Source organism: Borborobacter xinjiangensis (assembly GCF_047739745.1).
Taxonomy (GTDB): Bacteria; Pseudomonadota; Alphaproteobacteria; order Rhizobiales; family Rhizobiaceae; genus Pseudaminobacter.
The window spans coordinates 182,772-207,573 of record NZ_JBLLVA010000001.1 but is presented as its reverse complement, the minus strand read 5'-3'; the positions used below and the strand labels follow the sequence as shown (position 1 = coordinate 207,573).

Here is a 24,802-nt window from a genome sequence, read left to right as displayed (position 1 = left end):
CTCACCTCAGTTGCTGGATGCCGAGGTGGCCAAGGCGTCGTCCACGAAACCGGAACGCCGGTCTTCCCACTTCCGGTACCAGTAGAGCGGCAGATACATGAAGGTGGCAGCGATACCGAGGAAATAATAGATCGCCTGACCGCCAATGTATGAGTAAATTATGCCGCCGACCAGCCATACGAAGAAGTAGAGGGCAGCCAATGCCAACGCGATGTACTTGAAGTACTCCGGCAGCTTGAAGGGACGACGCACGTTCGGGCGATCCTTGCGCAGCAGATAATACGCAATCAGCACCGGAACGAACGAGCCGAGATAGCCCACGTTCGAGAAGGAATAAATCTCGATCGCACCGCCCATGAACGCGATTCCGAGGCTGGCGGCGACGTTGGTCATCATCGCACGGTCCGGAACGTGGTTCTTGTTAAGATGCTGGTAGAAGCGCGGGAACTGACCGTCCAGCGACATCTGATAGAGCGACCGCGAGCAGCCCATCAGCGAGTTGAGCGCCGACAGCACCAAGGCAATGATCAGCATGATCGCCATCAGCCATTCCATCGCAGCGCCGGCCACACCCGGGAAGATGTTGCTGGCAAAGGTGACGAACATCGTCTTCGGGTCAACCAGAGCGGGATCGGAGATCGCCTGCGCGCCCAGCACGACAACGAACGAGATAGGCAACATCGTATAGACGAAGACGCCGTAGCCGCCTTCAAGGGACATCGCGATCTTGGCGTCGCGCCCAGGGTTCTTGCACTCGCCGATATAACAGGCTGCCGCCTCATAGGCGATCACCGTCCAGAGAAGCGGGAACGCATATGCGACATACATCATCCAGGCGGGATAGCCGTTTATCTCACTGAAGAAGCTTGTCCCGTCGAGTTGCGGGAAGCCGGCCAGTTCGCTCCAGTTCGCGGCGTCGAGATTGAAGATGAAGCCGATCGACAGGAACGTCAGCGGGATCATCGACAACACGGCAAGCAGCGTGGCCATCGAGGTGCCGAACCGAATGCCAAGATAGGCGGGAATCGATAGAATCAGCAGACCGACGGCCGTGATTGCCAGCGTCCAATAAGGGATGAAGGTGCTGACCGGCGTGATGCCGCTTGTGGTATCCAGCCCGAAAAGATGGGTGATGTAGAACGACGCCAGGATCATGTTAAGCGGGGCAACAGGCATCCAGCCCACCCAATACATCCAGGCCGTGACGCCGTTGACGTGCGGAGCCAGTCGCGGCCAGCGATTCTTGTAGGCCGGATAGGCATATGAGGGAGAGCCGCCGGTTCGTCCGGGCATCATTGCCGACAGTTCCGCCAGCAAGAGACACAATATAACGCCGGTCAGCGTAAAAAAAGTGATGAATGGAATATAAGAAGCGCCAAATACCGTCAGAAATGCCGGCGCGGCGCCAGTTACAAGAATAGTTCCTGCGAGCCCGATGACAAACGCACCCCACCAGTTTGTCCCGCTCTGAAGATTTCCCTGTTCGTACTCAAGGACGTCCATCGCCCCGTACTTAGTCTCACTCATGATTTGCCTCCTCCACCAGGCTGACGATCCGTTCCGTAAAGAAAACACGTCGTCGTGCAGTCGAAACCGTAATTGAAGCCATCAAGTCCTCCTCTCGACTGGGCGCACGAATCCAGCCATCCGAGCACTTCCCGCTCGGAATCCAGCCAGACTCGCCATTCACAGTAGGAAAATATTTTTCCCCATTCTAGTTGGGACATAAGGTCAAAGGCATGTCAACAGGCTATTTTAATTCGCCGTGTAAACAGCGGTTTACGCCCTCTTTTTCACCGTCAGCATCAATCCGGAACTTGCCTGCTAATTTCTATGGATTCACTGGAAGTTACGAAGCGCGCGTCTCAGGCGGCGAGTCTCACAGCCCCTTCGCAGCTGGCCAAGCGCATCCACCTCCGGGCCTCATCGAAGAGAGCAGGCTGCAGCCGTCAACGCCCCGTGGAGAGGTCCGATGCGTTCATTGGCTGAAAAATGCAAAACAGGCCGGATCGCCCCTCTTCCTGGGAGCGCCCGGACCGTCTGGCAATGACAACCGCGGATACTAACTCGCGATTTTTTCTTGCTGGTTCACAAAGGAATTCGCATGGAAAGTGATGTGGCTGGGGAACCTGGATTCGAACCAGGACTAACGGAGTCAGAGTCCGTGGGTCTACCGTTAACCTATTCCCCAACAGCCGCGGGAGGGCGGCGTTCGTCCGGCGGCAGCGCTTCGCGTCGGCAGCCTGCGCGGTGCGTTGTAGTCAACGGCGGGAAATAGTCAAGTGCGCAACACGCGTTCCGTTACCTTTCATCGGCAGACGTTTCTTGACGCTGCGAAAATTGTGACCGTTCGAAAAGGACGACGACAAGGAGCGCCAGGACCAGCGGGAGGATCAGGTAGAAAAGCCGGAAGACGACAAGAGCGGCAAGCACCGCCGCCGGGTCCATGTTCGGCAGGCCGGCGAGGAACACGATCTCCAGAACTCCCAGTCCGCCGGGCGCATGCGACAAAAGGGCGGCGGAAAACGAAATGATGAAAACGCCGAGCACGACGAAATAGCCCGGATTTCCAGCGGCGGGCAGTGCAAAATAGATGATCGCTGCGGCTGCCAGCAATTCGGCCGGGCCAATGATCAACTGACGCGCCACGATCGGCAGTTTCGGATAGCTTATCTGCAGACGCCCGAGACGCAGCGGCTTCAGGCCGAGCCAACTGCCGATGACATAAAGGCCCACAAGCGCCAGAATCATCGCTCCGCTGGTTCTCGATGCCGAGATCGGCAGCACATCGACGAAGCCGTCCAGCATTTCGGGTGCCGAAATAAGCAGGATGCCGGCAAGAATGGCGACGCCGAGCACGAAGGTAAAAGAGCACAGCCCAACCAGAATGCCGACCTCCTGGCCTGTCAGGCCTTTGGAGGCGTAGGCGCGATAGCGGATAACGGCGCCCGAAAGCACCGACCCGCCAATATTATGCGCCAGCGCATAGGTGGTGAACGAACAGACGGTGACGAAAGCGAAAGGTATCTTCCGGCCCAGATGCAGTAGTGCGATGTGGTCATAGCCGGCAAGTGCGAAATAAGCGAACACGGTGCTGAGGCCGGCCAGCAGCCACCGATGCAGCGGTATCGCAGACAGACCGTCCCCGACATCCTCTATCGAGATTCCGCGCAACTCGTGATAGAGCAGCCACACTGAAAACGCGACGGCACATAGGCCGACGAATGGCCAGAAATAGGTCCTCAACTTTGTCAAATTCGTCGCCTGTACGCCTTTCTTGAAATCCGCGGGCCGCCGTCGGGACGGTTTTTCAGCAATGCATGATCGACAGCTCCTGTTCAACCTCGGAAACGAATTGTCTTGATGGCGTGATCGAATTTGACGGCACGCCACTTGGTGATCCGGCATTGCGCTGCTATCGTGTCTCCAACTGAAAATCGAAGCGTCAGCAGCGTCCGGTTCCGGTTCGCGCGGCGCTGGAAGGACATCGATAGTGGAAGATCCCGATACCGGCGCCGGCGCGCCGGCTGCGGGCGCGTCCAAGGGGCGGCTGTCGGCGCAAGGCGTGATCGGCAGCCGGCATGCGAACCGGAATCACCGGTCGCCCGTTCATCCGTCCAGCAACGGACATGCGGCCCCCGATGCGTCGACCCATGCCAGCAAAGGCAAGAAGCGGCGCAAGCGCAAGCGCGGCCGCAAGGTGTTTGCGCGTGACGAGGCCGCGCGGCAACCGGATGCGCAGGCGCCGGCGCCGGCGGCAAAGTCCACGCGGACAGCCCCTGCCCCCAACCGGCCAGCCGGACCGGAGCGGACCGAACGATCTGCAAGCGCTGCGGCACAGAATACATCGCGCCGACAGGTGCCGAGCGAATTGCCGGTGTTCGCCGCGCTCGATCTCGGCACCAACAATTGCCGCCTGCTGGTGGCGGTGCCCGGCCGCGCCGGAAATTTCCGGGTCATCGATGCATTCTCGCGCATCGTGCGCCTGGGTGAAGGCCTCTCGGCCAGCGGGCGCCTCGGCGAGGCGGCCATGGACAGGGCGGTCGAGGCGCTGAAGGTCTGCGGCGATAAGCTGCGCAACCGCACGATCAGGCGGGCCAGACTGATCGCCACGGAAGCCTGCCGATCGGCCGAAAATGGCGCCGAATTTCTTCAGCGCGTCGAGAAGGAAGCGGGCCTCAAGCTGGAGATCATCGACCGGCGAACGGAAGCGCGCCTGGCAGTCTCCGGTTGTGGTTCACTCGTCGAACGCGGCACGGATGGCGTCGTGCTTTTCGACATCGGCGGCGGCTCGTCGGAAATCGCGCTGATCGACCTGTCGGGGCCGCGATCGTCGCGACTGGCCAACCATATCGTCTCCTGGACATCGCTGCCGGTGGGCGTCGTTTCGCTTGCCGAACATTTCGGCGGACGAGATGTGTCGCCTGAAATCTTTGCGGCGATGGTCGATCACGTGACGGAGATGCTCGAGGCTTTCGAGGGCCGCAACCGCATCAACCATTTGATGCAGGGCTCGCGATTTCATCTTCTTGGAACATCGGGCACGGTCACCACGCTGGCCGGCGTTCACCTCGAGCTTGCCCGCTACGATCGTCGTCAGGTCGACGGCTTGTGGCTGGACAATGCCAGCGTCGACCGCATGATCGACAAACTGCTCGGCTGGGATTTCCAGGCGCGCGTCGCCAACGCCTGCATCGGCGCCGACCGCGCCGATCTCGTACTGGCGGGTTGCGCCATACTGGAGGCGATTCGACGCGTCTGGCCCTCCGAAAGACTGCGTGTGGCCGACAGGGGCCTGCGTGAAGGCATATTGAGCGAACTCATGGCGGACGACGGCGTCTGGCGTCGCGGTTGGCGGAACGGATCAGGGCAATGACGAAGAAGCCGGGCACCACCGGAGCGGGCGGCGCTCGCGTCCTGAAGACGCGAATCAAGAAGAAAAGCGGCTTGAAGGAATCGTCGCGGCGCTGGCTCGAGCGGCACATGAACGACCCTTACGTGCAGCGCTCGAAGGCTGAGGGCTATCGCTCGCGCGCCGCCTACAAGCTGATCGAGATCGACGAGCGCCATCATCTGCTGAAGCCGGGCATGCGGGTGATCGACCTTGGCGCGGCACCCGGCGGCTGGTGCCAGGTGGCGGCGGCCCGCACCAAATCCACCGCCGAAGATCCGCACGTCGTCGGCATCGACTATCTGGAAATGGATGCGGTCCCGGGCGCACCGGTGCTGTTGATGGATTTCCTCGACGACGAAGCACCGGCAAAACTTACCGAGGCACTCGGCGGCGAGCCTGATCTGGTGCTGTCCGACATGGCCGCGCCGACGACCGGGCACCGGCGAACCGACCACATCCGCACCATGCACCTTTGCGAAGTCGCCGCCGATTTCGCCATCTCGGTGCTGAAGCCCGGCGGCCATTTCCTTGCCAAGACCTTCCAGGGCGGAACCGAAAATGCGCTGCTGACGCGACTGAAGCAGAATTTCGGCTCAGTCCATCACGTCAAGCCGCCGGCTTCGCGCGACGAATCAGCCGAACTCTATCTACTCGCCAAGAATTTCAAGGGTCGCCCGGACCAGGAGGAAACCTAGCGGCGACTTATGGCCGGATCTCGACTTCGCCATTCAGTCTTGCGAGGTCGAAGTCCGAAACCAGCACATCGATGCGCACCTTCCATTTTCCGGCAACCGGAAGAGCAAGACCGTCGATGCTCCACGTCCCATCGCCGCCCTTGCGCGCCGGGCGCCGGATCGGCTCGATCCCGGCGGCTTCATTTGAAAGCACCAGCGTCACCTCCTTGGCATCCAACGGCCCGAAGTCGCCTGTCATCACAACGATTGAGCCTGACATTGGGCCGGCGCGACCCGGCGTCAGCGTCAGGTCCGCCATCGCTTTTACGGTGTGAATATGCGTAACCGCCGGCTCAGCGGCCGCGATTGCCAGTGCGCGCGGCGGCGGAGTGAAACGCCAGGAGGCGGCAACGCCGAAAATCAACACCGCGATGGCCGTCTCGGTGGCGATAGCCCGCACGAGACGCCGCCTCGCGCCAGCATCGCCCCCCCGGACGGGTTTGGTCAGTACCCAACGATTGAGCACGGCCAGCGTGAACAGGAAGACGAGCAGTGCCAGCTTGACCAGGAAAACTCGCCCATAGGCAGTGTGCAGCAAGGCCGAAGGCGTCTGCACCTGTATCAGCGCAAGCACCACACCCGCGCAAATGAGCACTGCAATTACAAATGGAATGACGCGCGAAAAGCGACAAAGCGCGATGAGGGCTGCCAGGCCCCGGCGCTTCAAACCTAGCCCGATCGGAATGAGCGCGCCTGTCCAGAACGCGATGGTCGTGCCATGCAGGAACACCATGGGGCGGGTGAGCCATTGCGGCTCGGCAGCACTTGCATGGCCGCTGAGTGCAAGCGCCAGTCCCGTCCCGGCAAGTGCGGCGAGCGTTAGCAGGCGAGCCGCCAGCCTCTTAAGGGCGAGACCAGGAATTGCAATTGCGCAGGCCGAAACGGCAGCGAACGCGGTGCTGCCGAAACTGGTACTCAGACCAGCCTGCCAGACGCGCCAGTCGGCAATGCGCTGAAGGGGCTGGCCGAGTGCATCGAGGCCTTGAAAGCCAACGGACAGAACCGCGCCGAGCACGCCGATAGCGAGCATCCACCGCACGACTGCCCTGCCCGCAGCCTCGCCCCCTGCGAGCCAGACGATGGCAAAAGCCCCGCCAGCACCGAAAAACAGGCCGAGATAAAGCGCAAGCCTGCCCGACCAGACCGCAAGCCGAACGGGCCAGTTGACTGCGTCGGTAACGACCGGCGGCGCGGTGCTCGGCGCGCCGACGGAGAAGACCACGGAACCGGCAATCGGATGGCCATCGGCCGAGACGACACGCCAGCTCAAGACATGTGTGCCTTGGGCAAGATCGACAGGCGCTTCGATGTCGAGGCGGTGATCACGCAGCAGGAAACGCGTGAGCGCCATGCTTGAGCCATCCGGTTGAATCAGCGCCAGCGCCAGCACCGAGACCGGTTCGCTGAAGGTCAGTGAAAATTGCGATGGTGCGGCACTGACCACGCTTCCGTCGGCGGGCTCCGCGGCAACCAAAGAGGCATGGCCGAATGCGGCGGCGGATAGTGAAAGCCAGACGACGATGGCAAGAAAAACCATCGCCAAGCCGCCGCATGGGCGCACGCCACGGGCTGTGCGGCTCAACAACAAAGCCGGTTTACCCGTCGGCCTGTTCTGCTCATGCCGCATCGATCAGCCTATCCCAGCATCGGCCTGGGAGGGCGCGCGGTGGCGAGTCCTCCTTTCACCTCAGTGGCCGCCGACGCTTTCCAGCAGTTTGACGCCGGGAGCCGGAAGCTCCAGTTCGTCGCTCGACTGACCTTTGGCGGGAATTTCGATCCAGCGTTCGGCGGCACCATCGGCACATTCCTGCACGACCGGGAAATAAAGGATTTCTCCGACCGGCAGGCCGGGAGTCAGGTAACCGCGCAGGACGAATTCGTCATATTCGTCGTCACCCAGATTGCCACCGCTCCAGACGACCTCCGTCACGCCCTCGCCGGTCGGAGTTCCATAGTAGTCATAGGATTTTTCGTATGCTCCCCTCACCTTCTCCAGTGTCCAGCCAGGCTTGGGCTGCGGCTTTACGGCGATGAAGCCTTCCGGAATCTTGACCCGGACAACATTGGTGGGCTTGCCTTCGCAGCCGTGCGGCACCCCAAGAACCGCCTTATACGTCGAGCCCACCGGCGCCTCCTTCGGCTGAAGGGAAACATGGGCAAGCGCTGTTCCGGAGCCAAGCACGGCCAGTGCCAGCGCCGGTATAAGTTTCTTCAGCATCGGATGATCTTTCTCCGACCAAGTTCAGGCCGGCTTTGAAAGTTTCCAGTTCAGTGGCCGTCGTGCCCGCCATGACCGGCGCTACCGCCGATCGCCTGAACGGTAAACTCCACGTCGACGGTGCCTGCGTTCTCGAAGGACAGCGTGGCCGGAAATGCCTCCCCTTCCTTCACCGGCCGCTTCAGGCCCATGAACATCAGATGATAGGAACCCGGCTTTAGTTCCGCCTCGTCTCCGGCTGCGATCTCCAGCGTGCCGGCCAGCGGTCGCATGGTCATCACGCCATTGGCATCGACGGCCATTTCATGGACTTCGGCCTTGTCGGCGATCTCCGATGTCACCGAAACCAGCCGGTCGGGCGCGGATCCGGCATTGCGAATGACCAGATAGCCCACGGCAACCTTGGCGCCCGCCGGGGTGGCACGCGACCATGGGTGGTCAACGCTTATGTCGCCGGCCTTGAATTCGTGAGCCGACAGCGGCTGCATCAGGGCCAGGAAAAACATGGTCGCGAGAGCGAGCAAGCCGATCTGTCTTTCGAAAGAGCGAAGCGGCAGTGTTGCCGGCACGGCAGTGGCAGAACGCGCAATCGCGCGAAAAGGCATTTTCATTGGAATACTCCACGTATGATTGGTCCGCGCCACGAGGCTGCGAACAGTCATGAACTGATCTAGACGAACTTCGACGGGTCACGCCAAACGCGAACCCGGATTGTCAGGCCGTCAGCGGCGGAGCGCGGGGATTGCCCGGTTCGTAGCCATGGGCAGAAACGTGGATGCGCGAAGACGCCTGAACGATCGCGCTGAGATCGACTTTTCGTTCAACCGGCAGCGAGACGGCATCGGGCGGCGTGCCAAAGGACGAAGCGGCGAGGCCGCAGCCAAGCGCGCAACAATTCGGAATCTTGGTGTGTTCGCTGCCGTCATTGCCGGTATGGGAACCGTCGCTTCCGGCCAGACACAGCGGGTTACCGAATGCGTCCAATGGCACGGAGCCTGTACCGGCACCCAGCGCAAATGCACCCGCCACCGATTGCAGGACGAGCATGCAGGTTGCGACAAGCGCAATTGCTGCATTGCGTCCTTTGAACCGAAACGTCACCGGCGCACCTGAAGACCAATCTCAGAACCCGACGCGTCTGGTAACACTTTCATGAGCGCCGGCAAATGGCCAACCGATCCGTGCGGCAATCTGGCTTGATCAGACGGGCAGCGGGAAATGAACCGCATCAAATTCGATGCGTGCCGCCCCGGCGTAGGGACTGGCGTGCAGCGCCAGTATCCAGAGGCTGACCACTGCCGCCACCGTGAAAATGGACAGCGCGTTGCGTCCCGCAATCGGACGATCCGCGTGGACGGCGGCTATGGCCACCATGGAAAGAAACGTCAGGAACAGCACCAGATACCATTTGTACTTGCTGACCGAAGTGCTGCCGATTGCCAGCCGCTTGTTCCTTGCGTCCTGGAGTTCGTCGAAGTCCTGGGTCATCTTGCCCATGAGCGACGCCGGGGTTTTGTCCATCGCCATCCCGATAATGGCAAGCCTGATCTGCTGGAGCGCCCTGTCGACCTCGGTGGATGGGGTCCGGTTGCCGGACCGTTCCCATTCGCCGGTCTTCACCGCCCGTTTGTAAGCGCGAAGGGCTTCCAGAAGTTGCGGAATGTTCAACGCATCCGCGCTTGCCATGCCGGCGAGGCGCCCGATCGTGGATCGCTCTTCGCTGGCAACCTGCTCGGCCTGCGCCTTGACAGACCAGACGTCCGCCGCGGCAAAGCCGAGCGACAGTGCCCATGCGGTCGCGATCGTGCCGACGAACGCGGCAACCGGTATCGTCTCGGGCGCGCATTCCGCGCGACGCCGAAAATAGCTCAGAAGCGCCATCGACGCTGCAAGGCAAGCGCCTCCGAAGACGGAAAACAGCAGCAGCAGCGCCGGCGCTGACAAAGAGAAAATCTCATCCATGAAAGCCCCTCCCCCCGTCCGACCGGCCGAACGTACTGCTGTCTTGTAATCGGTCGTCAGCCGACGCTCCAGCGCTTGCGCTATTCCGCGATCGTGTAGGAACCAAGCTCGCAGAGATCCTGCGTATCGGTGGTCGTGTCCAGATCCGAATCCTGGGTGAACTCGAACCGCATATCGTATTCGCACACACGGCGGCCGTCGGCGATCGTTATATCGACGCTCTCGCCGGGGTTGAGCACATCCCGACCCAGCACATCCTCCTCCCAGTCCTCGACTCCCGTGGGCGAGGTGTAGAATTCGCGCAGCACCGAATTCGTGCCGTTCGTAAGCGTGAAAACAAGGTCCTCGGCTTGCGCTGCGAAAGTCGAGGTCAGGCAAATGGTCAGCGCTGCGGTAGCAGCGGAAAGCGATCTGAATGTCATCGATATGATCCCCGCCCGGAATGGGCGAGGCTTCGTATCAGTTGCGCGGCGGGATAAGAATACAGTGCCTCGTTTCCAACAACTATATTCTCCGTACCGAGCTCACCTGGTCTTCGGTATCACCGTGTAAACGCGGGTTATGAAAGCATCGAATTCAGCCATATAGTTGCGCAGGAATTCCGCCGTGGATTGGTCGGTGACCTCGCCATCATCGGTGATGAGGCCGGGCTTGAACTGGATATATGCTTCCGGCGCATTCATCTGCGGCGAATTGCAGAAGCTCAAAACACTGCGCAAGCTCTGCTGCGCCACCGCAGTCCCGATCGCTCCAGGCGACGTTCCGATAACGGCCGACGGCTTGCGGGTGAACGAGTTCATTCCATAGGGCCGGCTGGCCCAATCGATGGCGTTCTTCAGCCCGCCGGGAATCGAGCGGTTGTATTCCGGCGTCACGAACAGCACCGCGTCGATTGCCGCCAGCGCCGCCTTGAACGCCTGGGCGGGCGGCGGAAAATCAGCGTCGTAATCATAGCTGTAGAGCGGCAGGTCTCTGAACGAAATCTCCTCCATCTCCAGCCTGTCCGGCGCGAGACGGACGAGCGCTTTGGCAAGCTTGCGGTTGATGGAGCCAGTGGCGAGGCTGCCGACAAGATAGCCGACTTTGTGGGTGGTCATGGCGGGCACTCCCATTGCGCCGGACGATCGCCCGGCATGAGCCCCCATGAGATTATTCCCCAGGTGACATCGGCTTGCCACCCCCCAATTACCGAAGCAGAGAGGATTGGTGCCCCCGGACGGACTCGAACCGCCGACCCCCTGATTACAAATCAGGTGCTCTACCAACTGAGCTACAAGGGCACTGGGTTTCGGTTAGCACATTTGCCGCGCCAGTAAAGTCGAAACTCTGGCTTTTTCGTGGAGCGGGCGCTCACCCGCGCGGTCAGAACGTGTTTCCGAATACTGGCGTCTGTGAATAACCCACCACATTGGCTTGCGCGGGAGCCTTGAGCTGCCAGCTCATTCCATCCGGACTGTACTCGCAAATGGCCGTGCCGTTCAACGATGTTGGAGTTACCCGTTCGAGGATTGTGCGTCCGAAACCGGCGTGCGGCGCGGGCATCACGAACGGGCCGCCGCTCTCAGTCCAATTCAGCGAAAGCGTCGGTTCGCGCAGGCTGCCCGACAAGCCCCATTCGACAGCAACCTGGCCGGTGGTGTCGGAAAGGGCACCATGTTCCTGAGCGTTGCTGGCCAGCTCATGCAACGCCATGCCCACTGCCTGCGCCGCCACCGGCGTCAGCATGATCGCCGGGCCGTCGATGACGATCCGCCGTTCGCTATCGGCGTCCAGATAAGGCATCTGCGACCAGACCAGTTCATCAAAGGGAATTCCGCGCCACTCGTTCTTGACCAGGAGGTCCTGACCTCGCGATAGAGCTTGCAACCTTGCCGAAATGCGCGGTACCAGACGATTTGCCGGGGTGCGGGAAGCCGTCTGCCGAACGATCGCTTCGATGACCGCAAGCAGGTTCTTGGACCGATGGTTGACCTCGCGCATCAGAAGCCGACGGGTCTCTTCCGCCATGCGCCGCTCGCTGATGTCACGCGCTATCTTCGAGACACCGACAATTTCGCCTTCTCGAGACCGGATGGGGGAAATAGTCAATGACAGATGGATGAGATGCCCGTCCTTGTGCTGTCGCATCGTCTCATAGTGCTCGAGCACCTCGCCCTGCTTCACGCGCTCCATGATGAAGACCTCTTCCTCAGTCCTGTCGGGGGGAATGATCCGCAGGATGGACTGGCCGATCATTTCGTCGCTGGTGTAGCCGAACATACGTTCGGCGGCGGGATTCCAGGACGTTACGATGCTGGAGAGATCCTTGCTGACGATAGCATCAAGCGATGACCGGACGAGCGCGGCGAGAAGCGCTAAAGATTGCTCATTCATGTTTCCGCGGCCCGGAGGTTCGTAAGCAACAATAAATATGACGGATAAAGGTTCCTTCAAGCTTACCACAATGGATATTGTCCGATCGGCTGGCCGTGACGCGGCCAAAGCAGGACTCTTTGCAGAACGAGGTCGACATGCTACCTCGGCGCGACCAAATTCCGGATGAGGGCGCGAGCTCGGCATGACAAGAAGCAAAAGAGCTATCTTCGCGTTCGTGTCGTCGGATGCGCCTGACGCCAGGCAAGCCGCCGCCCGCCTCACTTCGCTTTACGGCTCGGCTACCGTCGCTCAGGCCGATATCGTCGTGGCGCTTGGCGGCGACGGTTTCCTGCTTCAGACGCTGCGCGAAACCATGGGAACCGGCAAGCAGGTCTACGGCATGAACCGCGGCACCGTCGGCTTCCTCATGAATGAATACAGCGAAGCCGATCTTGGCGAACGTGTCGAGGCCGCGATTTCCGAAACGATCCGCCCGCTCGAGATGGAGACGATGACCTCGGACGGCGAGACGGTTTCCGCCCTTGCCATCAACGAGGTCGCCCTGTGGCGGCAATCCTACCAGACCGCGCGAATTCGCATCACCGTAGACGGCAAGGTCAGGCTGGACGACCTGGCCTGCGACGGCGTGATGATCGCGACACCAGCCGGTTCCACCGCTTACAATTTGTCCGCGCATGGGCCTATCCTGCCGCTCGATGCGCCTCTGCTGGCGCTGACCCCGGTCAGCCCCTTCCGCCCCCGCCGCTGGCGCGGCGCGCTGCTCTCGGACAAGTCCACGGTGCGCTTCGATGTGCTCGAGCCTGAAAAGAGGCCGGTGAATGCCGCCGCCGATCACACTGAAGTCAAATCGGTCGTCTATGTCACCGTTCGGGAATCGCTTGACCACACCGCGACGCTACTGTTTGACGCCAGTCATTCCTGGAACGAGCGCATTCTTGCCGAACAATTCCGCTATTAACCTTCCATATTAAGCGTCAGCTATTGTAAATGCGGCCTTCACGCCTGTTTGTGTTGACAAATCGGCTTACGAGCCGTAACGCCTTGGACTGATGAGCAAGCGCGGGGCGCTTGCCGCGTCCGCTAGGACGTGCCCTGAAAAAACCAAAGACAGTCGAAGCACTTGTCCTCAGACATCCAGACCGCTCAAGAAGCGTTGACCTTTGCCGATCTCGGCCTATCGCCGAAAGTCCTTTCGGCGGTGACGGACGCCGGCTACACCACGCCAACCCCCATCCAGGCAGGCGCGATACCGCATGCGCTGCAGGGCAAGGACGTCCTGGGCATCGCCCAGACCGGCACCGGCAAGACCGCATCCTTCGTGCTGCCTATGCTGACGCGCCTTGAAAAGGGCCGCGCCCGGGCGCGCATGCCGCGCACTCTCATCCTCGAGCCGACTCGTGAACTTGCCGCCCAGGTGGAAGAGAACTTCACCAGATATGGAAAGAACCACAAGCTCAATATCGCGCTCCTGATCGGCGGCGTCTCGTTCGACGACCAGGAAAAGAAGCTGGAGCGCGGAGCCGACGTGCTGATCGCAACACCAGGCCGACTGCTCGACCACCGCGAACGCGGCAAGCTGCTCTTGAATGGCGTCGAGGTCCTCGTCATCGACGAGGCCGACCGCATGCTCGACATGGGCTTCATCCCCGACATCGAGCGTATCTGCGAAATGATCCCCTTCACCCGCCAGACGCTGTTCTTCTCGGCAACCATGCCGCCCGAGATCACCAAGCTGACAGATCAGTTCCTGCATACGCCGGTGCGGGTGGAAGTGGCGCGGGCAGCCTCTACCGCCATCAACATCACCCAGCGTCTGGTCAAGTCCGGCAGCAAGCCCTGGGACAAGCGCGCGGTGTTGCGCAAGCTGATCGAGGAAGAAGCCGACGGGCTGAAGAACGCCATCATCTTCTGCAACCGCAAGGTCGAAGTCTCCGAACTGTTCCGCTCGCTGACCAAGCATGAGTTCGACGCCGGTGCGTTGCACGGTGACATGGACCAGCGGGCCCGCATGCAGATGCTGGCGAATTTCCGCGAAGGCAAGCTGAAGCTGCTCGTAGCCTCCGATGTCGCCGCCCGAGGGCTAGACATTCCCGACGTGAGCCATGTGTTCAATTTCGACGTGCCGATCCATGCGGAGGACTATGTCCACCGCATTGGCCGCACCGGTCGTGCCGGCCGCTCCGGCAAATCCTTCACCATCGTGACGAAGTCCGACACCAAGCATCTCGACGCGATCGAGAAGCTGATCGGCCAGCCGATCGAATGGCATGACGGCGACCTCTCGACGGTCACCGAAAGCGAAAGCACCGATCACGCGCCTCGCAGAGGCCGCTCCTCGCAGCGCGGCCATGGCCGCAAGGATGGGAGCGGGCGTCGGTCGCGCGGCGAGCGCCATGGCAAGCCGGAAGAACAGACAGCGGTACAGGAAGATGCCGCGCCACGCGAGCCGCTCGTCGCCGACAATGACGAGCGCGGCAATCGCAAGGCCGCGATCAAAGCCGACAACGCTGAGCGCAAGGCTCATTCGGAAAAGGCGCAGTCCCCTCGCCGCGAGGATCGTTCCCGCCATGAAGACCGCAACGCGCGCCAGCGCCGTGAGGATGATGACGGTACGATCGGCTTCGGTGACGATATGCCGGCCTTCATGAAGATTGCGGTCAAGGTCTGATCGCTAGCAGCCGCATCTGGTCAAAAAAAGCCCATCGCAATGCGATGGGCTTTTTTTGTTAGTGTTGCTCCGGCGGCAACTGAAGAGCTATCGCCGGGGCGGTTGGAGCACCGGACCGAAAACCCGGATCGGGTTTTCGGAGAACAACCCGGTTGCTTATCAAAGCGTTAGAGCGTCCTTTGCGCGCCCAACTGCACGCACGGCGCTCAGGTCAGCGGCGAAAGCTGGATTTCGACGCGACGATTCTGCGCCCGGCCCTCGGCGGTCGCATTGGAGGCGATCGGCCGCGTCTTGCCGAAGCCGGTAACCGCGAAGCGCCGCGAATCGACCCCTTGAGCATTCAGGTAATTCGCAACCGACAGTGCCCGGCGCTGCGACAGATCGAAATTGTGCTGGTCGCTGCCGGTCGAATCGGTATGGCCGTAAACGTCGACAAGCGTCTGGTTGAACTTTTTCAGCACCAATGCCACCGAGTTCAGGGTCTGGTAGAACCCAGGCTTGATGTCGTCCTGATCGACGCCGAAGGTGATGTCGGACGGCATGTTGAGGATGATCTGGTCGCCCGCGCGGGTGACGCTGACGCCGGTGCCCTGCAACTGCGCGCGCAATTCGGCCTCGTTGCGATCCATCGTGGCGCCGATGGCGCCGCCGGTCAGCGCGCCGAGGCCGGCACCGATCAGAACGGCATTGCGCTGCGCGTTCTTGCTGCCGCCGACGGCCATGCCCGCCAGCGCACCTAGCCCGGCTCCGATCGCCGCGCCGCCCGCCGTATTCGATACTTTCTGCTCACCCGTATAGGGGTCGGTCGTGCATGCGCCGAGAAAGGCCGTCGCCATCAGCACGGCGATCAATTTCTTGCTCATTCAGTCTTCCCTCTCAGATTGCGTCCAGCGCCTTGTAACACGAAATGCGGCAAAAAACGGAACCGTAAAACCGCCGGTTGCTTTCCAAAATGCTCAAAATCCGCCGCAAGCACCGCCTCAATCGATGTCGGCGATCGGCTGCCCTTGCCCACCCTCGATGCGCTGCGAAAGCGATGCCTCCATGAACTCGTCAAGGTCGCCGTCGAGTACGTCCTGAGGGCTGGTGCTTTCCACACCGGTGCGCAGATCCTTGACCAGTTGGTAGGGCTGCAGGACATAGGAGCGAATCTGGTGCCCCCAGCCGATGTCGGTCTTGGCCGCGGCCTGGGCGTTGGCCTTTTCCTCGCGCCTTTGCAGTTCCGCCTCATAGAGCCGCGCACGCAACATGTTCCATGCCGTCGCGCGGTTCTTGTGCTGCGAGCGTTCCTGCTGGCAGGCCACCACGATGCCGGTCGCGATGTGGGTAATGCGCACCGCCGAATCGGTCGTGTTGACGTGCTGGCCGCCCGCGCCCGATGCCCGATAGGTGTCGATCCGCACGTCGGATTCCGACACGTCGACTTCGATCGTGTCGTCCACCACCGGATAGACCCACACGCTGGCAAAGGAGGTGTGGCGGCGCGCATTGCTGTCATAAGGCGAAATGCGCACCAATCTATGGACGCCTGATTCGGTCTTCAGCCAGCCATATGCATTGTGGCCCTTGATAAGCAGCGTCGCTGACTTGATGCCGGCCTCTTCGCCATCATGAATTTCGAGCACCTCGACCTTGAAGCGGCGGCGTTCCGCCCAGCGCGTATACATGCGCAGAAGCATCGACGCCCAATCCTGGCTTTCGGTGCCGCCGGCCCCTGCATGGACCTCGATATAGGTGTCGTTGGCGTCGGCCTCGCCCGACAGCATGGTTTCGATCTGGCGCGCCTTGATCTCGCCTGAGAGCGAGCGGATCGCTGTTTCCGCTTCGGCGACGACGTCGGCATCGCCTTCCTCCTCGCCGAGTTCGATAAGGCCGACATTGTCCTCAAGCGCCTGTGACAAGCCCTTGATCGCATTGATCGAGTCATCGAGGCTCTGACGTTCGCGCATCAGTTTCTGGGCTTCCTGAGGGTCGTCCCAGAGGCTGTTGTCCTCCGAACGCATGTTCAGGTATTCAAGCCGCTTTATGGCCTGATCCCAGTCAAAGATGCCTCCTCAGCAGGCTTATGGCCTGCTTGATTTCGTCGACCAGCTTTTCCGTTTCTGCGCGCATGGCAGGCAATCTATCCCCGTTGAAATGGCTGTCGGAGCACCACGACGCTCGCCCGAACGCCACGCTCCACCGTCAGGTCCGTCGCGAAGCCTCACGCTCCGGCCTTGACCGGCGCGGACCATAGGCAGGCGACCGCAAGCTGTAAAGCGAAATGGACCGCAGATCAGTAGAGACCGCCGCCACCGCCCTCGGTGATGGCCTTGCTCGCCTGCGGCGAAAGGGCCGCCCCGTAGCCGCTGCTGCCATCCTCGCCCATGCCGATGATCCAGTAGCTGTCGGCCGGGCCGGTGCCGGGCTTGAACGCCTCGACGAAGGCACCGGGCTCGCCCTCCTGCGCCTGCATGCCGGTCTTGCGATTGATGGCGATGAGCTTCATGCCCTCCGGAACCTGGAAGTCCACGATCGGCTTGTCCTTCAGGGCGGCAGTCATGAATTCCTTGAAGATCGGGGCGGCAAGACCGCCGCCGGTCGCGCCCTTGCCGAGCGGCGTCGGCTTGTCATAGCCCATGTAAAGGCCGACAACGAGGTTCGGCGTATAGCCGATGAACCATGCATCCTTCTCGTCGTTGGTCGTACCGGTCTTGCCGGCGAGCGGCCGGCCGAGTTCGGCTAGCGTCGTGGCGGTGCCGCGTTGGACCACCCCTTGCATCATCGAAGTGATCTGATAGGCGGTCATCGGATCGAGCACCTGCTCGGAATTGTCGACAAGCTCGGGCTCGGGCTGGTTTGCCCATTCGGTCGCGACGCAGCCTTCGCAGCCGCGATCGTCATGCTTGAAAACCGTCTTGCCGTAACGGTCCTGAATGCGGTCGATCAGCGAAGGCTTGATCTGCTTGCCGCCATTGGCCATCACCGAATAGGCCGAAACCATGCGCATGACCGTGGTTTCGCCCGAGCCCAGCGACATGGCGATGTGCTGGGGCATCTTGTCGTAGACGCCGAAGCGCTCCGCATATTCGGCCACCAGCTTCATGCCCATATCGTTGGCAAGCCGCACCGTCATCAGGTTTCGTGAGCGTTCGATGCCCGACCGCAGTGTGGACGGGCCGGCAGCCTTGCCGTCGTAGTTCTTCGGGGACCAACTCGTATTGCCGATCCTGATGGTGATCGGCCCGTCCATGATGACGGACGCCGGCGTATAGCCATTGTCGAGTGCCGCCGCATAGACGAAAGGCTTGAACGCCGAGCCTGGCTGGCGCATCGCCTGGGTCGCGCGGTTGAACTCCGATTCCGCATAGGAGAAGCCGCCCACCATCGCCAGTACGCGACCGGTATGCGGGTCCATGGCCACGAGCCCGCCCGAAACCGCCGGCGTCTGGCGCAGGCGATAGGCGCTTTCGCTCCCTTCCTTCTTCTCCACTAGAATGACATCGCCGGGCTTGAGCACCTCGGCCGGCGAACCGGCCTTGACGCGCTTGCCGTCGACCATGTGGCGCATGGCGAAGCTCATGTCCTCCTTGGAAACGCTTCCCCGTTCGCGTTCCTCGACGATCGCGCCGGAAGCCTGCCGCTTCGGCTGCAATCCGATCGACAATCCCGTCGCTGAACTGTCCAGCACCACCGCAACGCGCCATTCGGGAACGTCGTCCAGCCCCTTGACCTCGCTCAGCGCCGGACCCCAGTCGCCCGAGACGTCGATGCTGGAGAGAGGGCCGCGATAACCGCGCAGCGTGTCGTATTTCAGCAAACCGTTCTGCATCGCCTTGCGGGCGATAAGTTGCAGCTTCGGGTCGAGCGTCGTGCGTACCGAAAGGCCGCCCTCATAGAGGGCGTTTTCGCCGTAACGCGAAATGATCTCCCGGCGCACCTCCTCGGTGAAATACTCGCCGGCAAACAGATAGTCGCCGTTGCGGCGCGGCGTGACGCCAAGCGGCTCGGCCTTGGCTTTGTCGCCTTCCTGGCGCGAGACATAACCGTTGTCGACCATCTGGTCGATTACCCAGTTGCGCCGTTCGATGGCGCGATCGGTATGCCGGAACGGATGATAGTTCGACGGCCCCTTGGGCAAGGCCGCCAGATAGGCCGCTTCGGCGACAGTGAGTTCATTCACAGATTTGTTGAAATAGGTGAGTGCCGCGCCTGCCACGCCATAGGAGCCGAGGCCGAAGAAAATCTCGTTCACATAGAGTTCGAGGATCTTGTCCTTCGAATAGGCCTGCTCGATGCGGAAGGCCAGGATCATCTCGCGGATCTTGCGGTCATAGGTCTGGCTGGAGGTCAGAAGGAAGTTCTTCGCCACCTGCTGGGTGATAGTCGAGGCGCCGACCGGACGGCGGCCCGAGCCCATATTGCGAAGATTGGTGATGATGGCGCGGCCAAGACCGGTGACGTCGATGCCCGGATGATTGTAGAAATTCTTGTCTTCAGCCGACAGGAACGCCGCCTTTACCCGGTCCGGCACCGCCTGGATCGGCAGGAACAGGCGCCGCTCGCGAGCGAACTCGCCCATCAGCGCGCCGTCGGAGGCATGGATGCGGGTGGTGACCGGAGGCTCGTAGCTCGCCAGCACCTCGTAGTCGGGCAGGTCCTTGGTCAGATGGCTGACATAGATCGCCGCGCCTGCCGCCACCAGAAGCGCCAGCATGGTGCCTATGCCGAAAAAATAGCCGATGAGACGAATCATGCCCGCTCCAATCCGTGGTTCGGGGATTCCTCGACAATAACGCCGCCGACCGCAAGTCGCCGCGGCATTCCCGACCCGCTATCGAAAAGCCATGTTGCCTCGATGTGGGCAAAATACGGCAGCACGGCCGCTTCCGGCACAATATTCTGCATTAAACGGCAAAGTGTTGTGCGCGCGCAACGCACGCCGGGGCGGACATCGACTGTAGGGTGCCTCAACCGCCGGCCGCCATCTTGGCCGCGGCAAAGGCCGCCACCGCGTTGGCGATGCTGTCGGCCGCCTTGCCCCGCCAGTCGGGATCGCGCAACTGTTCCTCGTCCTCGGGATTGGAAAGATAACCGAGTTCCACCAGAACCGAAGGCACGTCGGGCGCTTTCAGCACCCGGAACCCGGCGAAGCGGTGTGGATTGTTGATCAGCCCGACAGTGCTTTCCAGTTCGCCGATCAGCGAGCGGGCGAAGCTCATCGAAAAGCCATGGGTCTCACGCCGGATGAGATCGACAAGGATATCGGCAACCTCCTGCTTTTCTTCCTCTATCTCGATCCCGGCGAGCTGGTCGGAAAGGTTTTCCCGATCGGCGAGTGCCTGGGCCTCGGCATCGGAAGCCCTGTCGGAGAGCGTGTAGACGGTGGCGCCGCGAATGCCCTTCAGCCGGATGGTGTCGGCATGGATCGAGATGAACAGGTCCGCCTCGTGTTCCCGGGCGATACGCACCCGCTCGTCCAGGCGCAGGAACTGATCGCGCTCGCGCGTCATATAGACATTATACGGGCCGCTTTGCGCCAGCTTGGCCCGCAATTCCAGCGCGAAGGCAAGCGTAATAGACTTTTCGACGGTGCCGTTCAGGCCTTCCGCGCCGCCGTCTATGCCGCCATGTCCGGGATCGATCACCACGGTGAAGCGCTTGTTGTGGGGCGCAGCCGCCTTGCCCAGCCGATCGGTGGTCGGCGTTGTTTCCGTGGAGCCGGTCGTCTGGGCCTGTATGCCCAGCGCCTCCTCGAACTGCCGCTCCGATGCCGCCGCCATGTCGATGACCAGCCGATATCCCGGCGTGTCTTCGTTTTGCAGCACGTCCAGCTTTTCAATTGTGAACGGCCCCTTGGAGGTCAGGATCAGGCGCGAGGTTTCCTCGTCGAGTTGGCCGTAGCGGACATTGGTCACCAGCCCGCGCGCCTTCAGTTCCTTCGCGTCGAGCGTGAACTTGGTTTGCCCCAGATCGATCACCAGCCGGTGCGGACCGCGCAGCAGGAACCATTTGGGCTCGGGCTCGCGATCGAAATTCATCACCACGCGCATGTGAGTCGCGTCGCCCGCCATTTTGTAGTCGCGCGCCTCGAGTGGCGCGCTCGACGCTTGCGAAAGCGACATCAAAATCAGGCTGACCGCGAATATCAGGAGACGGCCGATCGCTGCCGGCGAAATACCGCTCCGGACACCGCTGCACTTGATGTCGGCCAGACTCATCCCAATATCCCTGTTGCAGTCGCGCTTATGGATCAGATATTTTTCACGAGGGATAGACCCCGCTCTGATTAACGATTGGTATCCGGATAAGGTTAACCAAGCCTTGTGATATACCGTCGTTCCACTGCCTTACACGCTTTGCCGACGCTTGAAATCAGGGTTGCGTTGTAACCCGGCAGATCATAAAAGCGACATTAGGTCACCGCAATGCTCGCAGCGGGCGCCCGTGCTGATGGACAGCGCGTGAGCGACAAGAACGGTCTGTTTTTACCGGCCGTTGCGAGGTGTCGAGGTGGCCGTGACGGATTTCGCCGGAATGTTCCCGTGACGTGGAACACCCGGTGCGAGGAAAACGGCCGGAACAGATACTCCGCGCCGGCTCTGAAAGAGCAAAACAGCTGGTCCGGATTTTCCGGGCTTTGGTCCAAAATGGTACCGCACGATTACGCGATGGCTTCAGCCGCAATCATGAACAGGTCCGCATCCTACCGCGCCATTCCGGCTGCGGGCGGCTTGTCCATGTCGGGAAGGCAGCGATCGGCGGCCCCCAATATGCTCGGCGCGCCTGATTTGCCCGACCTGCGGAAGCGTGTCTCGCTCCGCACGTTCCGGCGGGTGCGGCCCGGCAGGAAAAAAGATAATGCCCAACAAGATGCTGATAGACGCCTCCCACCCGGAGGAAACACGGGTTGTCGTCGTACGCGGTAACCGTATTGAAGAATTCGACTTCGAATCCCAGGACAAGAAGCAGCTCAAAGGAAACATCTACCTTGCCCGCGTGACGCGGGTCGAACCCTCCCTGCAGGCGGCCTTCATCGAATATGGCGGCAATCGCCACGGGTTCCTGGCATTCAGCGAAATTCATCCCGACTACTACCAGATTCCGCTTGCCGATCGGCAGGCACTGCTCCGCGCTGAGGCGGAAGACGCCGAGGACGAAGACGACGAGAACGGCGGCAATGACGACCACCAGGATCGCAACCGCGGACGCAGGCGCCGGCGCGGCGGCCGCAATCGCGGCCGGAACGGCGACGATGCGCAGCACGCCGCCGCCCAGGACGCCAATGAGGCGTCTGCAACTGATGACAACTCAACCGACGATGATACGTCCGAAGTCAGCTCCGCCGAGGACGACACGCCCGAGAGCGAGCAGACGCCGGACAACAATGCCGACGACAACGGCGTCGTAGTCGCCGACCAAGCGGACGCAACTGAAAGCCAGTCAGCCGATGAGCCGACCGACGAGGCATCGTCCGGCAGCGTCGACATCTCTTCGATGGCTATGGCAGTCGAGGCCGACGTCATATCCGAACCGCTCGAACAGCCCGCTATGAACGAAATTGCCACTGAGGGCGAATCCGAATCGTCGGACAATGATCGCGGCAATATCGAGCAGGTTTCGCCCCATCACGAGGATGATCAGGGCATCGAGTCCGTCGGCGCGGAAGACGCTCTCGAAGAAGTGCGCAATCGTCGCAAGCCGCCACGCCGGCACTACAAGATCCAGGAAGTCATCAAGCGCCGGCAGATTCTCTTGGTCCAGGTGGTCAAGGAAGAGCGCGGCAATAAGGGCGCGGCGCTGACGACCTATCTGTCGCTCGCCGGGCGCTATTCTGTGCTGATGCCGAATACGGCCCGCGGCGGCGGCATTTCCCGCAAGATCACCAACGCGCAGGACCGCAAGCGCCTCAAGGAAGTCGTTCAGGACCTCGAAGTGCCGCAGGGCATGGGCGTCATCCTGCGCACCGCCGGCGAAAGCCGCACCAAGGCCGAGATCAAGCGCGACTACGAGTATCTGATGCGGCTTTGGGAGACGGTCCGCAACCTGACCCTGCAATCGACCGCGCCAGCGCTCGTGTATGAGGAAGGCAGCCTGATCAAGCGTTCGGTGCGCGATCTCTACAACAAGGACATCGACGAGGTTCTTGTGTCCGGCGAGGACGGCTACCGCGAGGCCAAGGACTTCATGCGGATGCTGATGCCCAGCCACGCCAAGGTGGTGCAGCCTTATCGCGACACCACGCCGATCTTCGTGCGCAGCGGCATCGAGGCCCAGCTCGATCGCATGCTGCAGCCGCAGGTAACGCTGAAATCCGGCGGCTACATCATCATCAACCAGACCGAGGCCCTGGTCGCCATCGACGTCAACTCCGGCCGCTCCACAAAAGAGCACTCGATCGAGGAAACGGCGCTCCACACCAACCTCGAAGCCGCCGAGGAAGTCGCCCGTCAGCTCAGGCTGCGCGACCTTGCCGGCCTGATCGTCATCGACTTCATCGACATGGAGGAGAACCGCAACAATCGGGCGGTTGAAAAGCGGCTCAAGGATCATCTGAAGAACGACCGCGCGCGCATCCAGGTCGGGCGCATCTCGCATTTCGGGCTGATGGAGATGTCGCGCCAGCGCATTCGCTCCAGCGTGCTGGAATCGACGATGAAGCCCTGCCCGCATTGCAGCGGCACCGGCAATGTGCGCTCGGACTCCTCCGTGGCGCTCCTGGTGGTGCGCGCCATCGAGGAATTCCTGCTCAAGGATTCGCGCCATCACATCACCGTTCGCACTCCGGTTTCGACCGCGCTCTACGTGCTCAACCACAAGCGCCACACGCTCGTGGAACTCGAGCAGCGTTTCGGCCTGACCATCAATATCGAACCTGACGATTCGGTTGGCTTGCAGCACTACGCGATCGCCCGGGATGCGGTTGCCGAAAAGCCGCTGGTGCAGGCGCCGCCGCTGGTCACGCCAGCCTATCCCGACGAGGTCGAAGACGAGATCGTCGAGGACGAGGCCACGGAAGAAGCCGAGGCCGAAGCCAGCCCCGTTCACACCCAGAAAGCCGAAGATGGCGAGCACGGCGACCGCAAGCGCCGCAAGCGCCGTCGGCGTCGCGGTGGACGCGACCGCGAGCAGCACGTTGCTTCCGAGGAAGGCGACGCCAACTCAGAAGCGCAGGCTGTGGTTGAAGGCACCGACAATGCGGTCGAAGACGAGGCCGAGGCGGTTTCCTCCGCGGCTGCTTCCGTCGATTCAGCAGGCGAGGCAGACGACGCCGAGCGCAAGAAGCGGCGGCGCGGCAAGCGCGGCGGACGGCGCAACCGCAAGGAAGAAGGCGAGACCGTTCAGACCGAAGCAGCGGAGACCGGGGAAGACGCAGCGGCAGTGGCCGAATCGGCGGAAGCCGAACAGCCTGTCGCGGTGGAAACGGAACCGGCACCTTCGCAAGAGCCTGTAGAGACGCCCGAGCCGGCCGCCGTCGTGGAAGAAGCCGCCGCGGAAGTCGAGCCGGTGGCGGAAAAGCCGAAGCGGGCGCCACGCCGCACCGCCAAGGCCAAGAAAACCGATGCCGACGCGGTTTCAGCCGCAGCCGAACAGGCTCCCGCGGAAGCCAAGGTCGAAACGGAGGCGCCAAAGGCCGCCGAAAAGAAGCCGGCCAAGCCGCGAGCGACGCGACGCAAGACCAAGGAACCGGCTCCCGAAGTGGAAGCGGCCGAACCGCCTGCGCCCGCACCCGAGCCAGAATCGGAGCCGGAACCCTTGGCGGCTACTGAAGCCAATGGTGCAGTTGTGCCCGAGCCAGCAGCACAGCCCGCCGAGGAAGCGCAAGCAGAACCGGAACAGCCGAAAAAGTCTGGCTGGTGGCAGCGCAAGAGCTTTTTCTGAAGGCTGTGACTATTTGCTGATCAAAAATCCCGCGCAACCGCGCGGGATTTTTTCCAAAGCGGGTTTGCTGTAGAGGCGAAGTGCGCCCT

19 protein-coding genes and 2 tRNA genes are annotated in these 24,802 nt (G+C 61.6%); 5 read left to right on the top strand and 16 right to left on the bottom strand.

What is annotated here, in order from left to right; genetic code table 11:
• Window positions 1-6: 6 nt before the first annotated feature.
• From ACLKMW_RS00965 to ACLKMW_RS00955, 3 genes are all read right to left on the bottom strand, one after another.
• Window positions 7-1,527 (bottom strand): APC family permease, encoded by a 1,521-nt coding sequence (locus ACLKMW_RS00965; RefSeq protein WP_415722498.1) that lies wholly within the window; start codon window positions 1,525-1,527, stop codon window positions 7-9.
• 590 nt (window positions 1,528-2,117) lie between these two features.
• A tRNA-Gln gene (locus ACLKMW_RS00960) sits at window positions 2,118-2,191 on the bottom strand.
• Between the two features lie 110 nt (window positions 2,192-2,301).
• Window positions 2,302-3,255 (bottom strand): lysylphosphatidylglycerol synthase transmembrane domain-containing protein, encoded by a 954-nt coding sequence (locus ACLKMW_RS00955; RefSeq protein WP_415722497.1) that lies wholly within the window; start codon window positions 3,253-3,255, stop codon window positions 2,302-2,304.
• A 151-nt stretch (window positions 3,256-3,406) separates the two neighbouring features.
• Here ACLKMW_RS00955 and ACLKMW_RS00950 point away from each other — a divergent pair, with 151 nt between their 5' ends.
• Together ACLKMW_RS00950 and ACLKMW_RS00945 are read left to right on the top strand one after the other, a co-directional pair.
• On the top strand, window positions 3,407-4,876 hold the full coding sequence (locus tag ACLKMW_RS00950; RefSeq protein WP_458575162.1) for a Ppx/GppA phosphatase family protein: 1,470 nt from the start codon (window positions 3,407-3,409) through the stop codon (window positions 4,874-4,876).
• Entirely contained in the window at window positions 4,873-5,589 is a 717-nt protein-coding gene (locus tag ACLKMW_RS00945) for an RlmE family RNA methyltransferase (RefSeq protein WP_415722495.1), read from the top strand. Before ACLKMW_RS00950 ends, ACLKMW_RS00945 begins: the two co-directional genes overlap by 4 nt.
• A 7-nt stretch (window positions 5,590-5,596) precedes the next feature.
• Here the strand turns inward: ACLKMW_RS00945 and ACLKMW_RS00940 are convergent, their stop codons facing one another.
• From ACLKMW_RS00940 to ACLKMW_RS00900, 9 genes are all read right to left on the bottom strand, one after another.
• Entirely contained in the window at window positions 5,597-7,165 is a 1,569-nt protein-coding gene (locus ACLKMW_RS00940) for a copper resistance CopC/CopD family protein (protein WP_415722494.1), read from the bottom strand.
• Between the two features lie 150 nt (window positions 7,166-7,315).
• On the bottom strand, window positions 7,316-7,846 hold the full coding sequence (locus tag ACLKMW_RS00935) for a YcnI family copper-binding membrane protein (RefSeq protein ID WP_415722493.1): 531 nt from the start codon (window positions 7,844-7,846) through the stop codon (window positions 7,316-7,318).
• Between the two features lie 50 nt (window positions 7,847-7,896).
• Entirely contained in the window at window positions 7,897-8,457 is a 561-nt protein-coding gene (locus ACLKMW_RS00930; RefSeq protein WP_415722492.1) for a copper chaperone PCu(A)C, read from the bottom strand.
• Window positions 8,458-8,560: 103 nt separating this feature from the next.
• Entirely contained in the window at window positions 8,561-8,947 is a 387-nt protein-coding gene (locus ACLKMW_RS00925; RefSeq protein ID WP_415722491.1) for a DUF2946 family protein, read from the bottom strand.
• 99 nt (window positions 8,948-9,046) lie between these two features.
• The gene (locus tag ACLKMW_RS00920; protein ID WP_415722490.1) at window positions 9,047-9,808 is read right to left on the bottom strand and encodes a bestrophin-like domain; all 762 of its coding nucleotides are present in this window, start codon (window positions 9,806-9,808) and stop codon (window positions 9,047-9,049) included.
• Between the two features lie 80 nt (window positions 9,809-9,888).
• Complete coding sequence (locus ACLKMW_RS00915; RefSeq protein WP_415722489.1) at window positions 9,889-10,230, bottom strand: hypothetical protein; 342 nt, start codon at window positions 10,228-10,230, stop codon at window positions 9,889-9,891.
• 102 nt (window positions 10,231-10,332) lie between these two features.
• Window positions 10,333-10,905, bottom strand: a complete 573-nt coding sequence (locus tag ACLKMW_RS00910; protein WP_415722488.1) for an NADPH-dependent FMN reductase — start codon at window positions 10,903-10,905, stop codon at window positions 10,333-10,335.
• Window positions 10,906-11,012: 107 nt separating this feature from the next.
• Window positions 11,013-11,088 (bottom strand) — tRNA-Thr (locus tag ACLKMW_RS00905).
• Between the two features lie 82 nt (window positions 11,089-11,170).
• The gene (locus ACLKMW_RS00900) at window positions 11,171-12,379 is read right to left on the bottom strand and encodes a sensor histidine kinase (RefSeq protein WP_415722487.1); all 1,209 of its coding nucleotides are present in this window, start codon (window positions 12,377-12,379) and stop codon (window positions 11,171-11,173) included.
• Between ACLKMW_RS00900 and ACLKMW_RS00895 the strand changes: the two genes are divergently transcribed.
• Both ACLKMW_RS00895 and ACLKMW_RS00890 read left to right on the top strand, forming a co-directional pair.
• Complete coding sequence (locus tag ACLKMW_RS00895) at window positions 12,366-13,142, top strand: NAD kinase (RefSeq protein ID WP_415722486.1); 777 nt, start codon at window positions 12,366-12,368, stop codon at window positions 13,140-13,142. The two genes, ACLKMW_RS00900 and ACLKMW_RS00895, sit on opposite strands and share 14 nt — an antisense overlap.
• Window positions 13,143-13,304: 162 nt before the next feature.
• Window positions 13,305-14,852, top strand: a complete 1,548-nt coding sequence (locus tag ACLKMW_RS00890) for a DEAD/DEAH box helicase (RefSeq protein WP_415722485.1) — start codon at window positions 13,305-13,307, stop codon at window positions 14,850-14,852.
• Window positions 14,853-15,058: 206 nt separating this feature from the next.
• Here the strand turns inward: ACLKMW_RS00890 and ACLKMW_RS00885 are convergent, their stop codons facing one another.
• The 4 genes from ACLKMW_RS00885 to ACLKMW_RS00870 form a co-directional block, all read right to left on the bottom strand.
• Window positions 15,059-15,715: an OmpA family protein gene (locus ACLKMW_RS00885; RefSeq protein WP_415722484.1), complete on the bottom strand. Its 657-nt coding sequence runs from the start codon at window positions 15,713-15,715 to the stop codon at window positions 15,059-15,061.
• 117 nt (window positions 15,716-15,832) lie between these two features.
• Window positions 15,833-16,964, bottom strand: a protein-coding gene (gene prfB / locus ACLKMW_RS00880; protein ID WP_415722483.1) for a peptide chain release factor 2 whose coding sequence is annotated in 2 segments (ribosomal slippage) — window positions 15,833-16,897 and window positions 16,899-16,964 — 1,131 coding nt in all. Because the reading frame shifts where the segments join, the coding sequence is not laid out codon by codon here.
• A 163-nt stretch (window positions 16,965-17,127) separates the two neighbouring features.
• A complete protein-coding gene (locus ACLKMW_RS00875; RefSeq protein ID WP_415722482.1) occupies window positions 17,128-19,587 on the bottom strand; it encodes a penicillin-binding protein 1A in 2,460 nt (819 codons plus the stop codon).
• Window positions 19,588-19,801: 214 nt separating this feature from the next.
• Window positions 19,802-21,052, bottom strand: a complete 1,251-nt coding sequence (locus tag ACLKMW_RS00870; RefSeq protein ID WP_415722481.1) for an N-acetylmuramoyl-L-alanine amidase — start codon at window positions 21,050-21,052, stop codon at window positions 19,802-19,804.
• A gap of 640 nt (window positions 21,053-21,692) precedes the next feature.
• On the opposite strand from ACLKMW_RS00870, the gene ACLKMW_RS00865 reads away from it, so the two are divergent.
• Window positions 21,693-24,713, top strand: coding sequence for an Rne/Rng family ribonuclease (locus ACLKMW_RS00865; protein WP_415722480.1), 3,021 nt, complete (start codon window positions 21,693-21,695; stop codon window positions 24,711-24,713).
• The last annotated feature ends 89 nt before the right edge of the window (window positions 24,714-24,802 follow it).

Excerpts from the sequence above, each read along its gene's own strand:
- ACLKMW_RS00910 (WP_415722488.1), bottom strand. The coding sequence starts at position 10,905 with ATGACCACCCACAAAGTCGGCTATCTTGTCGGCAGCCTCGCCACTGGC.
- ACLKMW_RS00885 (WP_415722484.1), bottom strand. The coding sequence starts at position 15,715 with ATGAGCAAGAAATTGATCGCCGTGCTGATGGCGACGGCCTTTCTCGGC.
- ACLKMW_RS00935 (WP_415722493.1), bottom strand. The coding sequence starts at position 7,846 with ATGCTGAAGAAACTTATACCGGCGCTGGCACTGGCCGTGCTTGGCTCC.
- ACLKMW_RS00920 (WP_415722490.1), bottom strand. The coding sequence starts at position 9,808 with ATGGATGAGATTTTCTCTTTGTCAGCGCCGGCGCTGCTGCTGCTGTTT.
- ACLKMW_RS00965 (WP_415722498.1), bottom strand. The coding sequence starts at position 1,527 with ATGAGTGAGACTAAGTACGGGGCGATGGACGTCCTTGAGTACGAACAG.
- ACLKMW_RS00930 (WP_415722492.1), bottom strand. The coding sequence starts at position 8,457 with ATGAAAATGCCTTTTCGCGCGATTGCGCGTTCTGCCACTGCCGTGCCG.
- ACLKMW_RS00940 (WP_415722494.1), bottom strand. The coding sequence starts at position 7,165 with ATGGTTTTTCTTGCCATCGTCGTCTGGCTTTCACTATCCGCCGCCGCA.
- ACLKMW_RS00865 (WP_415722480.1), top strand. The coding sequence starts at position 21,693 with ATGCCCAACAAGATGCTGATAGACGCCTCCCACCCGGAGGAAACACGG.
- ACLKMW_RS00915 (WP_415722489.1), bottom strand. The coding sequence starts at position 10,230 with ATGACATTCAGATCGCTTTCCGCTGCTACCGCAGCGCTGACCATTTGC.
- ACLKMW_RS00870 (WP_415722481.1), bottom strand. The coding sequence starts at position 21,052 with ATGAGTCTGGCCGACATCAAGTGCAGCGGTGTCCGGAGCGGTATTTCG.
- ACLKMW_RS00875 (WP_415722482.1), bottom strand. The coding sequence starts at position 19,587 with ATGATTCGTCTCATCGGCTATTTTTTCGGCATAGGCACCATGCTGGCG.
- ACLKMW_RS00945 (WP_415722495.1), top strand. The coding sequence starts at position 4,873 with ATGACGAAGAAGCCGGGCACCACCGGAGCGGGCGGCGCTCGCGTCCTG.
- ACLKMW_RS00895 (WP_415722486.1), top strand. The coding sequence starts at position 12,366 with ATGACAAGAAGCAAAAGAGCTATCTTCGCGTTCGTGTCGTCGGATGCG.